The 16,515-nt window shown below is 45.5% G+C and carries 12 protein-coding genes; 6 read left to right on the plus strand and 6 right to left on the minus strand.

Annotation, left to right across the window (positions count from 1 at the left end; all coding sequences use genetic code 11):
• Positions 1 to 67 precede the first annotated feature (67 nt).
• Together AC5JPO_RS07325 and AC5JPO_RS07330 are read right to left on the minus strand one after the other, a co-directional pair.
• Complete coding sequence (locus tag AC5JPO_RS07325) at positions 68 to 1,612, minus strand: McrC family protein (protein WP_493853685.1); 1,545 nt, start codon at positions 1,610 to 1,612, stop codon at positions 68 to 70.
• A gap of 15 nt (positions 1,613 to 1,627) precedes the next feature.
• Complete coding sequence (locus AC5JPO_RS07330; RefSeq protein ID WP_493853686.1) at positions 1,628 to 3,148, minus strand: McrB family protein; 1,521 nt, start codon at positions 3,146 to 3,148, stop codon at positions 1,628 to 1,630.
• Between the two features lie 212 nt (positions 3,149 to 3,360).
• On the opposite strand from AC5JPO_RS07330, the gene AC5JPO_RS07335 reads away from it, so the two are divergent.
• The gene (locus tag AC5JPO_RS07335; protein ID WP_493853687.1) at positions 3,361 to 4,032 is read left to right on the plus strand and encodes a DUF4442 domain-containing protein; all 672 of its coding nucleotides are present in this window, start codon (positions 3,361 to 3,363) and stop codon (positions 4,030 to 4,032) included.
• Between the two features lie 215 nt (positions 4,033 to 4,247).
• On the opposite strand, the gene gspE is transcribed toward AC5JPO_RS07335, so the two are convergent.
• A complete protein-coding gene (gspE, locus tag AC5JPO_RS07340; RefSeq protein WP_493853688.1) occupies positions 4,248 to 5,801 on the minus strand; it encodes a type II secretion system ATPase GspE in 1,554 nt (517 codons plus the stop codon).
• A gap of 464 nt (positions 5,802 to 6,265) precedes the next feature.
• On the opposite strand from gspE, the gene AC5JPO_RS07345 reads away from it, so the two are divergent.
• Both AC5JPO_RS07345 and AC5JPO_RS07350 read left to right on the plus strand, forming a co-directional pair.
• Positions 6,266 to 7,048, plus strand: coding sequence for a thiazole synthase (locus AC5JPO_RS07345; RefSeq protein WP_493844461.1), 783 nt, complete (start codon positions 6,266 to 6,268; stop codon positions 7,046 to 7,048).
• Between the two features lie 116 nt (positions 7,049 to 7,164).
• Positions 7,165 to 8,604 (plus strand): WS/DGAT/MGAT family O-acyltransferase, encoded by a 1,440-nt coding sequence (locus AC5JPO_RS07350; protein ID WP_443525284.1) that lies wholly within the window; start codon positions 7,165 to 7,167, stop codon positions 8,602 to 8,604.
• 98 nt (positions 8,605 to 8,702) lie between these two features.
• Here AC5JPO_RS07350 and AC5JPO_RS07355 read toward each other — a convergent pair whose 3' ends face one another.
• Positions 8,703 to 9,530 (minus strand): inositol monophosphatase family protein, encoded by an 828-nt coding sequence (locus AC5JPO_RS07355; protein ID WP_319051171.1) that lies wholly within the window; start codon positions 9,528 to 9,530, stop codon positions 8,703 to 8,705.
• A 351-nt stretch (positions 9,531 to 9,881) separates the two neighbouring features.
• A complete protein-coding gene (gene dxs, locus AC5JPO_RS07360; protein WP_493853689.1) occupies positions 9,882 to 11,936 on the minus strand; it encodes a 1-deoxy-D-xylulose-5-phosphate synthase in 2,055 nt (684 codons plus the stop codon).
• Positions 11,937 to 12,526: 590 nt separating this feature from the next.
• On the opposite strand from dxs, the gene ribA reads away from it, so the two are divergent.
• From ribA to AC5JPO_RS07375, 3 genes are all read left to right on the plus strand, one after another.
• Complete coding sequence (gene ribA / locus AC5JPO_RS07365; RefSeq protein ID WP_493853690.1) at positions 12,527 to 13,216, plus strand: GTP cyclohydrolase II; 690 nt, start codon at positions 12,527 to 12,529, stop codon at positions 13,214 to 13,216.
• A 31-nt stretch (positions 13,217 to 13,247) separates the two neighbouring features.
• Entirely contained in the window at positions 13,248 to 14,234 is a 987-nt protein-coding gene (gene hemF / locus AC5JPO_RS07370; RefSeq protein WP_493854023.1) for an oxygen-dependent coproporphyrinogen oxidase, read from the plus strand.
• Positions 14,235 to 14,631: 397 nt separating this feature from the next.
• Positions 14,632 to 15,105, plus strand: coding sequence for a c-type cytochrome (locus tag AC5JPO_RS07375; protein ID WP_319051174.1), 474 nt, complete (start codon positions 14,632 to 14,634; stop codon positions 15,103 to 15,105).
• A 245-nt stretch (positions 15,106 to 15,350) separates the two neighbouring features.
• Here the strand turns inward: AC5JPO_RS07375 and AC5JPO_RS07380 are convergent, their stop codons facing one another.
• Positions 15,351 to 16,481 (minus strand): hypothetical protein, encoded by a 1,131-nt coding sequence (locus AC5JPO_RS07380; RefSeq protein WP_493853691.1) that lies wholly within the window; start codon positions 16,479 to 16,481, stop codon positions 15,351 to 15,353.
• Between the last annotated feature and the right edge of the window lie 34 nt (positions 16,482 to 16,515).

The following is a 16,515-nucleotide window of genomic DNA, read 5'->3' on the forward strand; positions in this document are numbered from 1 at the left end:
CCTTTAAATAGCAATCTTAATTATCCAGTCTGCCTATCAGCTATAGCCTATATTACTACTAGCGTCATTATGCTCTATTCAAATGTGGTCGCCCATTACCGTTTACTGTCCCTGTCAATACATCAAACGGTATCAACCACAAATGCGCATCACTTGAGTCATTATCGGTATCAATAGCTTGATGAATTTGCTGCTTGAGTACCACTGGCTGCCTCTCATCTCCTAATACGGGATAAACCATCCAAACCTGCCCTGCTTGATAAGCCTGTGCATAGCTGGTCAATTGATAAGCATCGCTCGCGCTAATAGCATTGCTATAAGGTAAGTATTTCCATTTGATATCGATAACATGGCTGTAGTGACCTTTAGTCTTAGTCATTGTAGTCTTAGTCACTGTAGTCCTAGTCACTGCCCTATCATTCTGATCAGTATCACTCTGACCTTGGTAATGATTATCAGACGTTTGATATATCAGTAGGTCAGGTCTTATAGATAGACACGCCCGCCCTTCTGCATCGTTTAGCCAAACACTCTGAGTTTGATACAGGGGACGACAGTGATTACTTAATCGTTGGAACATCGATGCGATACGCTGACTTGCCCACTGCTCAAATGCTTGATTCATATCAATCAACAAATACAAGCGCAGTTGGGGTCGATGTGGTTTGGTTGAGTCAACACCATAGCCTGCTGCAGCAGTTGACTGCCGTAATAACCAATAAGCCAAATCTACCAGTTGATGAGCAGCTTGCAGTTTTTGCCTTTGTAGTGGCAGAGTGTCTAGTTGCTTTGTTGCCTGAGTATATATTGACGCTAGGCGCTGTATCTCACGTTGGTCGAGCGTAGGCAAGTGCTTCCACTGCTGCAAGAGCGTCGAATATCCAGATTTTAGAAATAAAGGCATCAAGTAGACTAATGCGCTTTTTATCAATCGATTGGCCAGCATATCATGACTCAGTACACTACTTTCACAGACAAATCGATGCGGCTGCGTGCTATTGCGCCTTAGCTGCTCTTTGATAAGCAGTCGCCCTTGTACTGAAGACTGATTTTGGACACGCTCCTGATAATGCTGGGTTGGTTGATAGTGTACTAGACGCTGTAAAAATTGCGTAATCAGCCAATCCGACAATGGTGGTGCTTCTATGGGTAGTCGTACTGATGGATGAGCGAATTGACCGAGATTTTTCATGTTGGGCAGCTTACAACTCTTTGGCCTATCAAGACGCGTCAAGTCGGATAGCATGCCTTGTACCCAGTGACGCGTTTGAGCGATATCGTCGCTCTGAATGGATGTATTCAGCTTTGGTAGTAGCTCAAGCGTCATGCCACTAGGCAGTAAAATAATGCCTATATAGTGTCCGACCTTGAGCTGCCACTGTCCTTGCTTACGCTTGATGGTAAATACAGCAAACTCCTGCGCCATCAACCATTGGAAATCAGACACATGCAAAAAATCATGCGCGGTGAGGCGTTGATGCTCGAACACGGTGATGATATTGGTTTTGACGTTTCTTGCTTTAGCGTTCTTACGAGGCGTATAAGTACGAATGATATTTTCATCGTAGCTTTTATTGTAGCCTTTTTGGTGATATACGCTGTTGTTTATCATAAGTCAGCCACCTTGCTAGTACAGACGCTGATAGATAGAGGGCTGATTTAATTTACCAGTCTTTGCAATGAGGTCTGCATTGATTATATAGCTGCTCATGTTCATAGATTGACTAAGAAAGCTGTCTTGCCCCGTGAACATGTTGTTTTGGTTGGCCATAATCTGCTGATGACTCACCGAATCCTGTAATTTATTGTTGACCAGCACATGGCTGTCATGAATGAACTGCGCGCTTATTGGCTGCTGCTCATCCTGAAAAATATACTGTAATACCGCAACTTGACCACCAGCAGCTTGTGCCAGTTGCGGAATGATCTGTTCGACTAAAACGGTTTGTAATTGATTCAAACTCTCAACTGATAATAAAAATGCATGTCCGAGACAAGCGTCTACTCCTAGCGTCTGTGTAATACGTGTATTGAGCCCCGTTAGCAATTTACCCAAGTCAATCGTGTCCGCCTCTACGCTATCAGTCGTGCTACTAATACCACTAATGATAGGTAGTAATTCAGGTTGCGGCGGACACTCAATAAAGCGAAAGCGTCGACGTAGTGCCATGTCGAGAGGCGCAAGCGAGTAATCTTGAGTATTCATAGTGGCATAGATATCGACGTTATCAGGCACGCTAAAAGCACGTCCTGAATATGCGAGATTTACTGTCATCGCATTTGGCTTGCCTGCACGCTTATCTGGCTCAATCAAACTGAGCAGCTCGCCAAATACTCGTGAGACATTGGCGCGGTTGACCTCATCGATTAGCATCGCGTAACGCTGCTGAGGGTCACGCGCCGCACGCTGACACAACTTTAAAAACGCCCCATCTTGTACTGCGTAGCTCATTTGCGTCTGATTGGCATGGCTATTGTTTACCTGATTATTATTTACCTGATTATTGTGTGCTTGGTTAGAGCCCGCCATGACAGGGCGAATCCCTTCAACAAACTCTTCATAACCATAGGCTTGATGGAAGCTCACCATACTAAACCGCTGCTGACCAATGTTTTGATTGTGCTTGGCTTGGTGATCACGCTGTGCCTGCTGGAACTCTGCTAGTTGCTGTGCCAGCTCATTTAGTAGCGTCATACTCTCAGGCAGTAAATACCATGCGCCGCTGTTGTCCTTATCAAAATAAGCTTGGCTGGCACGATTGTCGAAACTGACGGTTTTAGAGTCTACAGGACTATGTCTGCGCAGCTCTAGCCAAGCGGTACTCTCTAGGTTTTTCTCGCGAGCGTTTTGTGCAGCTTTGGCAATAAAAAACGGATGATCAACCAACTCTCTGACTTTTACCAAATCCTGTTGTACAGCGTGTAGGTCCAAAAATACCAAACACAGCACCTCACGCCAGCTTAAGTCCTGCAACAACTGTCCGAGTAGCTCTTCCCCATTGGTCTCAGGCAGATAATCAGTGTATTGCTTGGCGATTTGGAGCAGTCGATACGTTTTCCCCGTACCTGCGACGCCAGTATAGATAATATTGGTTGGCTCAGGAGTAGACATATCAGACATAGCGGCATCCAGCATTAAAGCATTCATAAGATAATCATATCGTGTCATTATAACGCGGGTAACAAGCGTGAAGGTATCTACGGGTTAGCTGACTGTCTTGCTATTTTATAAGCGCAGCAGTTCATGCTAATAATAGTCGAAAGGTAGCGGTTAATGTACCATAGTGTTTATAGTGGTTTTACGCACAGTTGCCGTTATCAAAAAACATCATTCGATTTATCTACATTAAGGAATTTTGTATGTCAGGATTACTAAAAAACCTACCCGCCAAGCTAACTGGCAAGCGACCAGCCAAAGTCTCTGACAACAAAAAACCACCCACTGAAACACCCAGCAGTACGCTAAAACCTATTAATAATCAATTTACCAAACTGCTATCTGTCACCAAATACCTACCTGCTGGTGCACGCTCAAGCATTTTGTCTAAAGCCTTTGGTAAAGTCGTGCCTTACGTAGGGACGACAGGTGTGTACTACGAAACCGTCGAACCAAACCAAGTGGTCGTCAGCCTCAACAATGTCAAAGCGGTACAGAACCATATTGGCTCTATTCACGCAGTAGCCATTACCTTGCTGGCTGAAACAGCAACAGGATTCATTTTGGGTTTAAACCTACCCTCTGATCGTATACTACTGATCAAATCCTACTCGGTTAACTTTTATCGTCCGATCAAAAAAGGTCAAATTGCGGCGGTGGCTAGTCTCTCTGATGAGCAGCGCTTGGAGATTTTAAATACACCAAAGGGTGAAATGGTTATTCCTTGCCTCATTGATGATCGTGAGTCTGACAGTGACCGCGACCCTATCGTAGTCGAGATGACTTGGGCCTGGATTCCAAAATCTGAGCTAGAAGCACGTCGCAAAGGCTCGGCGGACAAAACTGTAGAAAGTGAGACCGTTGATAGTAAATAATGAGTTGGATTGAGGTAACCTGTGCTATTTACTTCTTGTAATGCAGGTTACCTATTGGCAATCAATGAGATAAGTGCGCGATGTTCACATCGCGCACTTATCTATCTACAGCCTCGCTGGTCGTCTTGTACTCACTACATCAGTCACCACTGCTCTATTTTTGCTTATTAGCTGTCTTGTCCAATCATTTGTATATCACCGAACTTAGATCAGAATTAGACCAGTATTTCGTCATCTGCTACTGCGCTTTCCTTTGTGACTCGCAGCACCTCTTCTAACGTCGTTCGCCCCTCTATCACTTTACGTAGACCATCGGCGCGAATCGATGGCGTTTGTAGGCGCGCATATTCTTCTAGCTCATACTCAGCAGTATTGCTATGGATCATACGGCGCAGCGTATCATCAACTGGCACGACTTCATATATCGCGGTACGACCTCTAAACCCTGATTGATTGCATTTATCACAGCCAACGGGTTTCGGTAAGCGAATGGACGTGTTGACTGCCTTTTCATTATTATCATCTGCATCTGACGCCATGCCAACTTCGGCAAAAAGCTTGGCTTGCTCCGTATCTGCTGCCTGCCAGTCATGACAATGTGGACACAAAGTACGCACCAAACGCTGCGCTACCACACCAATGAGCGAAGACGATAGTAAAAATGGCTCAACACCCATGTCTTGCAAGCGCGTCACTGCACCAATAGCCGTGTTGGTATGTAATGTCGACAAGACCAGGTGCCCTGTCAAAGAAGCCTGTACAGCAATCTCCGCCGTCTCTAAGTCACGAATTTCACCTACCATCACGACATCGGGGTCTTGGCGCAACATCGCTCGTAGACTCTTTGCAAAGGTCATATCTACTTTATTATTCACTTGCGTTTGTCCAATACCATCCAACTGGAACTCAATCGGATCTTCGGCGGTCAAGATATTACGAGTTTGGTCATTCAGATCAGTCAATGCAGAATACAGCGTGGTGGTCTTGCCTGAACCCGTCGGCCCTGTCACCAAAATAATGCCATGTGGACGATGAATCAAACGTTTAAGCTCGGTATAATCATTATCAGACAGTCCCAAATACGTCATATTTAGGCGACCTGCTTGCTTGTCTAGTAATCGCATCACCACGCGCTCACCAAAGCTCGATGGCAGTGTCGATACGCGCACATCCACCTCACGCCCTGCCAGCCTCAAACTGATACGACCATCTTGCGGTACACGTTTTTCAGCGATATCTAACTTTGCCATGACTTTGATACGCGAGACTAATAATGGCGCCAGTTGGCGTTTTGGGGTGATGATTTCTTTTAGCTCACCATCGACACGAAAGCGAACAACCAAGCGCTTCTCGAAAGTCTCTATATGGATATCGGATGCACTTAGACGAATGGCTTCGGACAGTAATGCATTGATCAGACGGATAATAGGCGCGTCGTCCTGCTGATCCATCAGGTCTTCAGTTTCGGGGACACTGTCTGCTAGGCTATCAAGGTCAGGATGATCTTCAAGACCAGCGGCGATATGCTGCGACTCTCCTGTGTTACCAGCGTAAGCGGCGTTCATACGTTTTTCAAAGTCATCTGCGCTGATACTTTCGTAAGTAGGTACGCTGCGGCTACCTTGCTGCTGCAAAAACCGCACCGCTTCATTGATTGCAGATAATGGTGTGGCTTTTGTCAGTACTAACGTCGGCGGCAACTCAGGGTCAATCGCAAGTATCGCCAAAATCTGATGGCGTTTCGCAAAACTGTACGGTAACTGCATCATAAAGACGACCTAATAAAAAATAGTATCAAAAACCAAATCATAGCCGAGCGTTGTAAACACCTTGTACACCACTGACCAAACCAAAAAGAGTACAAGTAAGATTGGATGAGTTTGTTATAATAGCATTTTGTTTTAGACGCGTATTATTTTATGCGGTGGGCAATTTTGGCTATCACCATTCGCTTAGGGTTACGGTATATATAGGCATCGATTTTTTATTTTGCTAATGGTGCGCTATTATTGTCTATTTCACTTTTTAATATTATAAAGACGGCTCATGATATTTCGCTATAATCAATGTCATACCATGTAGGGGCGTTGCTCGGCAATGACTTGCCGTACTTGTGCCTATATCCCTTGTGTCTGAATTATCTTCAACCGATTATATCTACCTCGCCCGCTCGCCATTAGGATTTTTAGTTATGTCAGAGAACGTTAGCACTGCTACTCACCCGACACCACTTTTGCAAGATACTTTTACCGTTGGTAGTCGTACCTTTTCCTCCCGTCTATTGGTCGGTACAGGCAAATATAAAGACATGACTGAGACCGGAGAAGCCATTGCCGCTTCAGCAGCAGAGATCGTGACCGTTGCTATTCGTCGTGTCAACATTGGTCAAAATAGCAATGAGCCTAATTTGCTCGATGTCATCTCACCTGACAAGTACACCATTTTGCCCAACACTGCTGGTTGCTTCGATGCCGAAACAGCCATTCGTACGTGCAAGCTGGCTCGCGAGCTATTAGGTGGACATAACTTGGTTAAACTTGAGGTATTGGGCGATGAAAAGACCCTTTATCCCAACATTACCGAGACATTAAAAGCGGCTCAGGTATTGGTCGATGATGGTTTTGAAGTCATGGTTTATAGCTCAGATGATCCTATCGTCGCCCAAGAGCTGGAGAGTATGGGCTGCGTCGCTATTATGCCACTTGGTAGCTTGATTGGTTCTGGACTCGGCTTACTGAATCGTCATACACTCAGTCTCATTATCGAAAATGCCAAAGTTCCTGTATTGGTCGACGCAGGGGTCGGTACGGCGTCTGATGCCGCAATTGCTATGGAGCTTGGCTGTGATGGTGTCTTGATGAACTCGGCCATTGCTAACGCGCAAAACCCAGTAATGATGGCACATGCCATGAAGCATGCTATATGGGCAGGTCGCGCCGCATTTATGGCAGGTCGTATGCCAATGCGTAAGATGGCGACTGCCAGCTCGCCGCAGACAGGGTACTTTTTTCAGTAATTATTTAAACTGAATTACATAAAGACCAATTATAAAATAATAAGACAGAAAGACTACTTGGTCAGCGCTCTGTCAGCTATAATTTTTTATTCATTATCGTCATAAAAGGATTTATTATGCGACTTCTCACAGCAGTCGACCAGTTGTTCTTACTTCTTGAGTCGCGTAAACAGCCCATGCATGTTGGCGGATTGTTTTTATTTGAATTACCAGAAGGTGCTGATAGCGATTTTGTCTATCAGCTGGTACAGCAAATGCAAAACTCTGATGTACCGCCAAGCTTCCCGTTTAATCAGGTGCTAGAGCATTTGGTGTTTTGGAAAAAAGACAAAGATTTCGATGTGGAGCACCATTTTCACCATGTTGCACTTCCAAGTCCTGGGCGCGTTCGTGAGCTGTTGATGTATGTGTCAAGAGAGCATGGACGGCTGCTAGATCGGGCGATGCCTTTGTGGGAATGTCATATCATTGAAGGGATTGAGCCAGAGGTAGAAGGCGGTCCTGAACGATTTGCTTGGTATTTTAAGATTCATCACTCACTCGTTGATGGTATCGCTGCGATGCGTCTGGTCAAAAAATCCTTGTCGCAGTCTCCTGCTGAGCCTGTCACGCTACCCGTGTGGTCACTGATGGCGCGCCACCGTAACCAAGTCAACGCTATATTGCCTGCCGAAAGATCCATCAAAAAGATCTTAAAAGAGCAGATATCAACCATCAAACCGGTATTTACAGAGTTGGTAGATAACCTCAAGAACTACGGTGATGAAGGCTATGTCGGTACGTTTGATGCGCCGATGAGTATCTTAAATAAGCGTATATCAGCATCGCGCCGAATCGCGGCGCAGTCCTATGATATACAGCGCTTCAATATGATTGCTGACAGACTCAAAATCAGTAGAAATGATGTGGTTCTAGCCGTCTGTGCTGGGGCTATACGTCGTTATCTGATATCCATGGATGCGTTGCCAAGCAAGCCGCTCATTGCTTTTGTGCCCATGTCACTACGCACTGACAACAGCATATCGGGCAATCAGTTGTCATTTATATTGGCAAACTTGGGCACGCATTTAGACGATCCGATGCGCAGAGTAGAGCTGATCCACCGTAGTATGAATAATGGCAAGCGCCGCTTTCGCCGTATGAATCAAGCGCAAGTCATTAACTACAGTATCGTCTCATACGCTTGGGAAGGTATTAATCTAGCGACTGGGCTGTTCCCTAAAAAGCAGGCATTTAACCTAATTATTTCTAACGTTCCAGGCTCTGAGAAACCTCTCTACTGGAATGGTGCACGTTTGCAGTCTTTGTACCCCGCTTCTATCGTATTTAATGGTCAAGCCATGAATATCACCTTAGCCAGTTATTTGGATAGGATTGAGTTTGGTATAACTGCATGTAGCAAAGCATTGCCGCGTGTACAGGACATGCTGATGCTGATAGAGGAAGAATTGCAATTGCTAGAGACCACCAGTAAAGAGATGGCGTTTAAAGGCATTACTGTTGAAGACAAAAGTGGCTACAAGGGTGATAATAAAACAAAAAAGCTGGCTCCATAACGGAACCAGCTTTTTGTTGTTTGGATAACAGCTATTTACTCTTCAGATAACCCAGTGCTATTAGCTATCTACTAGATAGCTATGCATTTCGTCTGCGCTTATATAGCGTCGCCCCAGATTGGCACGACTGTCTGCATCAATGGCTTTAGTAGCTTAACGTTACAAGCAAAGATAGAACCTGATGTCATAGAGTTGTGCGCACCAGTATGGTCAACCACAACGCCGCGTGCTTCAGTCACAATCAACTCACCTGCTGCGATATCCCAAGGCTTGATAGACATCTCAAAATAACCGTCAAAACGACCAGCAGCAACGTAACATAGATCAAGCGCAGCTGAACCCATACGACGTACCTGACCACCTGCCTCAGATACCTTTTGTAAGCTCTCAAAGTGCTGTTTAGCAAAAGAGACCACTTCGCCATTACGCTTACGCTCAAGCGGATGACCGGTCGTAAAGAAACCACCATCGATGGTTTTGCGTTCGCTCACTTGCATACGGCGATTATTCAAGCGCGCGCCTTTACCACGGCTCGCTGAGAACATCTCATCACGGACAGGATCATAGACCACACCATGTTGGGTGACGCCTTTGTGCTGTACAGCGATAGATACACAGAACTGCGGTACACCATGTACAAAGTTTTTGGTGCCATCTAGTGGATCGATAATCCAGCACCAGTCAGCATCTTCACCGCGACCTTCTTGCATACCAAACTCTTCACCCAAAAATGAATGATCAGGGTAGCTGGCTTTTAGCGTCTCGATTGTAAGCTCTTCGCTAAAGCGATCGATACGCGTAACCAGACCATCAAGTCCTTTGGACTCAATATCTAACTCAATTTTGTGGCGGTTTTGATGCGCATATAAAATCTCTTTACCAACTTTTTCAGCAGTACGCGCTGCGATGACGACCATGGGTTCCATAAATAACCTATTTGCTTGATGAATGAATATAAAAAATAAGACCAACTCTGTGCCCACAACATGCCAAACAGCCGCCGCATCACACCACATCTATGCGATTTAAAAACGTGCCTTTTATAAATGAAAACTTATAAACGACAATCACATTATACTAAAATTGTTAGATAAAAACGAAAAAACCATTACGCTGACGATACCAATGTTTTGGTAGTCACAGACACTGCGCAAGTTGTAAAAAAGTTAGCACCTACGGCTAGCAGGCGTTTGCTCCGTTTAGAGAGCTAATATCTGTATCATTCAATGTATATTTAAAGTATTGAGTGACACAATCATAGAATGAAATAATCCGTGCTATGACAAGAGCTGCTTGAGCTGCCCTATCACACCAGCGACGTCTAGACCACAGTCTGCCAATTGCTCTATTTGTGAGCCATGAGCGATAAAGCGATCAGAAATACCTATATTACTAACTGATGGACGCTGACGTTTGAAGGCTGTAGATTCATTGAGTAAATACTCATTTACCGCGCTACCTGCGCCGCCCATAATCATGTGCTCTTCTAGCGTTGCAATATGAGTCACCCCTTGCGTCAATAATCTTTCAATCATTGCCGTATCTAGAGGTTTTACCCAGCGCATATTGATCACGTGTACCTGACACTCAAGCGTAGTATCAGTGACTAGGCTATCAGCTGCTTGCTGTGCTGTTGCCACCATCGTACCAAATGCCAGTAACGCAAGCTTATGAGGCGCGCCATCGCTGCCAATGACTGAATCGACAACCGCTTCACCAATTTTATAAGTCTGTGCCGGTTGCTCAATAGCAGCCCCAGTACCCGTGCCACGCGGATAGCGTACAGCCGTGCAGCCTTGGTATTCATAACAGGTATTGAGTAGATGGTAGCACTCGTTCTCATCTTTTGGTGCTGCAATGATGACATTAGGAATACCACGCAAAAACCCAAAATCGAACACGCCAGCGTGTGTGGCGCCGTCTTCACCCACTAACCCTGCTCGATCGATGGCAAACATCACATCAAGATTTTGCAAAGCCACGTCATGAATCAGCTGGTCATAACCGCGCTGCAAAAACGTTGAGTAGATCGCGACAATGGGTTTAACGCCTTGGGTTGCCATACCCGCGGCTAGTGTGACCGCATGTTGCTCAGCGATAGCCACATCGAAAAAACGCTCTGGGAAATGACGAGCAAAGTCAATCATCCCTGAGCCTTCTTCCATAGCAGGCGTAATTGCTAACAGCTTATCGTCCTCGTCCGCTTTATCACATAAAAACTTGCCAAATACTTGCGAGTACTTCAGCGCAGGTTTTGTATCTGGTTTAATTGGTTCTATAGATTCATTCGAGATTTCATTATGACTTTCAGCAGGTAGCTTACTAATCGCATGATAGCCAACTGGATCTAATTCTGCTGGCGCAAAGCCTTTGCCCTTGGTGGTATATATATGCACTAATACTGGGCCTTTTACTTGCTTCGCCAGTGACAATACACGCAATAGCTCAGGAATATCATGCCCATCGAATGGACCAAAATAGGTAAAACCAATGGCTTTAAATAAGTTGTCTTCTAGCATCGGTACGTCACGCATCTCTTTGTGACGTTTACGGCGATCAAATGCTTGCATATCAGGGCGCTTACACAGCATCGGCTCGCCCGTCTCAGATATATCGACTTGATAGCCTGACTCCCACAGCATTGCTAAATGTCGTGAAAAGCCACCAATAGAGCAAGATATCGACATGTCGTTATCATTTAAGATAACCAGTAGATCAGCGTCTTGTTGTACGGCATCGTTCATCGCCTCAAACGCCATACCGCCTGTCATTGCCCCGTCACCAATAATGCAAGCAACCGTTTGTGCTCGGCCTTGATAACGTAACGCTAGACTCATGCCCAGACCTGCTGAGATAGAAGTCGATGAATGCCCCACACCAAAAGTATCGTAAACAGACTCAGCGCGCTCAGGAAATGCCGTCAGACCATCTTTAGATCTAATGGTCGCCAACTGATCACGGCGACCAGTCAATACTTTGTGCGCATAGGCTTGATGACCCACATCCCATACAATCTGATCTTGCGGCATATCAAGCAAATAATGCAATACGATGGTCAGCTCAATCACGCCCAAGTTGGCGCCAAAATGCCCGCCACTCTGACCGGCTGAATACAGCAAAAAAAGACGCAGCTCATCAGCTAGCGTAATTAGCTGAGCTGATGACAACGTATTCATATCAGAGGGAGAGTCTATCGAATCAAGCAATGGCGTATTAGGGCGTACACGTGGAATCACAGTATAAGTCTGCTGTAAGCTCGATAGCTGGGCAGCAGGATCAGATACTGATGCAGATAGGGACTGAGACTTTGGGGAGTGAGGTGACTGCTGCATAAACCGTACGATACCTACCAATCTGCTGACAAGACGCGCCTGTAGTATAGTTAAGACTACAACCAAGGAGCGCCAATAATATCTACATCATTATTGATGTAATCGACCATATAATTATTCATGCAACTTTTACGTGTATATAGCTGCGCTACGTATACCATCAGCACACTACCCTAGTAGATCATGCCTTAAGACTACGTGTTTGATACTGCGTGGTGCGTTGATACTGTGTGCTTCACCGCTAGGGACTATATTCAGGGCTGTGTTAGAGACTGTTATTATGCCCTATTAGTTTGCATCGATATCGGATGTTAGTGACGACATAGTAATGTAAGGGTATAGACTTGTCACTGTATCCGTCAAAATAGTATGGCATAATAGCATTTTTTTTTAATTGTCGCTTTAATCATCGTGCGTCGTATGTGAACTTTGTGTGTTTTTATAATAAATACAATAAGCACGCGCTCTTTACGAACAGGGTATACTGATAATATCTTAGCCAAATTATATAGGTTAGGATATCGTCGCTGTTTTAGTACAGACATCACAGACGCTTTACCGCCACGATTATAGGCTTATGCAGGACAGTAATGTCATATCAATTTATCACTAGTGCCAAATTACCAACTCGTCACGGCGAGTTCGATATTCATATCTTTGAGAACGACGAGGGTCAAGAGCATGTGATGTTGACCGCTGGCCTGTCTGCGGTCGATCAAGAGACCAGCAGCACGACTGCACAGCACTCAATCAATACTGACTCGGTCTCTCCAGTTCCACTGGTTCGTATTCATTCTGAATGCCTGACGGGTGATGCCTTTAGCTCATTGAAGTGTGACTGTGGTCCGCAGCTCAACAGCGCGATGCAAGCGATACAAGAAGCTGGGTGCGGTGCAATTTTGTATCTTCGTCAAGAAGGTCGCGGTATTGGTCTGACCAACAAGATTCGCGCTTATGCCCTGCAAGACCAAGGACACGATACGCTAGATGCCAATCTTATGTTAGGGTTGCCTGCTGATGCGCGTATATATGACATGTGCGGGCCGATGCTGGCACATATCGGCGTTGACGCTGTGAGACTCATCACTAATAACCCAAATAAGGTTGCTTATCTGACCAAGCACGGTATCGATGTCGTTGAACGTGTGCCCATGCTCGTTGGCGTAAACGACATGAATGCTGAATACCTAGCAACTAAGCGCGATAGAATGGGGCATCTGCTGGATCAAGACCTCAATCTCGACAAAGACTTTAATACAGCCATACACCTAAACAAATAGACAGCTTATGAGTATTTCACACACAGACAACATGACAGACTTGCCCGAGCTCGCCTCAGTCGCAACGCCAACTAACAGCGACATCATGCGAGTGCGTGAGTTTTTGGTTGATTTGCAGGCACGTATTTGTGACTCTCTAGAGGCGCAAGAGCGTGACGGTGGCGGTAATGCCACCTTTGTTCCTGATAATTGGGAGCGTGCGGAAGGCGGTGGCGGTCGGTCATGCGTATTAGCCGATGGCGCGGTCATCGAAAAAGCAGGCGTGATGTTCAGCCATATTCATGTCCACAATCTGCCAGCCTCAGCGACGGCACGCCATCCTAATATCGCTGGACGTAAAGCCCAAGCAATGGGCGTCTCACTGGTTGTCCATCCCAAAAACCCTAACGTGCCGACCAGCCATGCCAATGTACGTCTGTTTGTGGCAGAAGCAGAAGGCGAAGCGCCTATTTGGTGGTTTGGTGGTGGTTTTGATTTGACCCCCTTTTATCCTGTTTTGGCAGACTGCGTGCACTGGCATCAGGTGTGCCATGATTTATGTGCGCCATTTGGTGATAATATTTATGCTGATTTTAAGCAGTGGTGCGATGAGTATTTTCATCTGCGTCATCGCGATGAACAACGCGGTATCGGTGGCCTGTTCTATGATGACGTCAGTACCGAGAGTCGCGGCTGGGATTTTGAGACCTGCTTTAATTTTATGAAAGCAGTTGGTAACGGTTATCTTGACGGCATCATGCCCATCTTTGAGCAGCGTAAAAATACACCTTATACTGATGAACAGCGTGAATTTCAGCTCTATCGTCGTGGTCGTTATGTTGAATACAACCTTGTCTACGATCGTGGGACGTTGTTCGGATTGCAAAGTAACGGACGTATCGAGTCTATACTAGTCAGTATGCCGCCGCTTGCTAGCTGGCACTACCGCCTCGAGCCTGCTGAAGGTACGCCTGAGTTTGAGTTGACTGACTATTATCTGAAGCCCCGTAATTGGCTGGCATTAGAGGTCCATAAATAGTTCGTATTTGTCAGTACTTGCTATCATCATTATCAGGAGTTCTGGTTTTTTAGAGAACTCCCATCAAGTCAGCTGCAATAGCTGACTTTTTTCGTTCAAAAATTTCCATTTATCGTGTACGTTATTGCGTTTTTATAGCAAAAAATAAAAGTATAAAAACAAAACAACTGAGCACTGAGTCCACACGTCTTAAACATCTTCACAATAACCTGAACGCTTACGAGGATATAACAACTATATCATCACCATTTTGCAGATAACGGCTACAATAAGAGAAGTTCTTTGACGGTCACTGTACATAAAAGAATTTTCGGCAGTATTTTTATAATAATATTTTAGGCAAAGTGAGCGTTTACAATGACGTCTGCGATTGGCCAAGTTTAAAGGAGTAAGTCATATGGCACAGGTTCACACCAACAAATCTTTAAAGTCTTTATTCAGTATCACCTTGATGGCAGCTGCATTAGGTTTAACCGCCTGTAGCAGTCCAGCAGATGATTCTGATATCAAAGCACGACAAGATAGTATGAAAAGCTGGGGCGATGCGATGGGCGTCATGGGTGATATGGTCAAAGCGCCTGATACATTCGATGCTGCAGTGTTCAAAGAACAAGCCGCATTCTTAGCAGAAGACGCTTCAAGTCCTTGGAGTCATTTTGAAAACCAAGAATCTATGGGTAACGCGACTGAAGCTGTTTGGTCAAATGCTGATGGCTTCAGTGCTGAAGCAGATAATTTCCAAAAAGTGACTGCTGATCTGAGCGCTGCTGCACAGACAGCTACGAGTGCCAGTGACGTTCAGCCTGCTTTTGGTGAAGTGGGGGCAAGCTGCAAATCGTGCCACACAGAATTTAGAGCAAAGAATGACTAGGGCGTATCCCTAATTCAAACGCTTATCACTAAATGGGCTAAAAATGGCTAAATCTTTGACAAACGGCGTCAAATAGCTGGTCAATATCTCGATATTGTCTGCACTATCTTCCTTGTTTGCCTGCGATTTATTTCATTTTTATCACCATTTTTGAAATAGGGACACGCCCTAACTCTAGCCATTCATAAAAAATAGCCAAACAAAAACCATCCTATCAAGATAGGGTGGTTTTTTCGTTTTTGAAATCAAGTTTCGTCAGCCGCAAACAGTACATTGCGGACCACAGAGCGCGAGTCTGCTGATCCACCTAGAGAGCCTGATAGTATCCCTACAGCTGCCAAAAAAGACGCTAGACGCATGTGGGCTGCAAAGGTTGCGCCATCCTTGTCAGAGGTCCATGTACTCATCAATGGGTCTGGAAACACAAAGACCACCACACCATACATGAGCACACCAAACATAAAAAAAAGATAGATCAAAGTCAGCATCAGTGCGACATAAGTCGCTCCAGCCGTGACCACTGAGCTCTCTGACGTCTGCCCTCGCCGCGTGGATACTAGCCGAAAGGAAAAAGCGCGGTACAGTACAAACGTGGCTGCCAAAAAACTTGCTACTACAAATATCATTAGCTGATTATAAGAGACCGAGGCTGCAAAGTCCCAAGTCTCGCCGCCGAAGATGAGTACAATAATCACTGATAGCGCGGTTGCGATCATGGTTGGCAGTTTGGTAGCGATACGCAAAGGATTGGCGCGAATAGCCCCGCGAAGAATACGTGGAAGATTACCAAAAACATGCCGCATAATAAAAGCACATCTACTGCCTTCAGAGTAACGGTCATTAGCCTCTCGTGGCAAGTTTTTACTCATTTGCTGATACTGTGTATTTGTGAAGTGCCGCATGGTATCAAGATCGTCTGGCACTTGGACGCGTGCCATATAATTGGTTGGTGTGTCCGCGTAGTTGAGATTGAGCAGCCGTCCAAAACAATGCAACATGAGGCTGGCTAAACGCTCGGTACGTAGCGCTGGCTTAGGAGTGCTATCTTCTCCGTAGGCGATCAAACGGCGCGTTGAAATCACAGCGACATTGGTGATTTGTGAAGGAAGGGCCAAGAGATAGGACATCGACGCCGCTGCAACTTCTACGTCCGTAATGATAAGCAGAAAAGCAAGTTTGCGTTCGGTTTTCTCATTGATACCGATTTGAATGAAATCAAGAGCTAGATAACCGTTTTCGCTCGAGTTAAGACTAGGACTTGCAAAAGAAAAGGATTCGACCTGTACCGCTAGATTCTGCTGGACGATCTGACTAAAGGTAGCCGTTGCTGCCGCCGTCAGATCATTGAAAGCACCGTCGCTCTCTTGTCCAGCCATATCGAGCCTCATAATACCGACAGCGAGATTTCTA

This window comes from Psychrobacter sp. H25 (assembly GCF_059076335.1).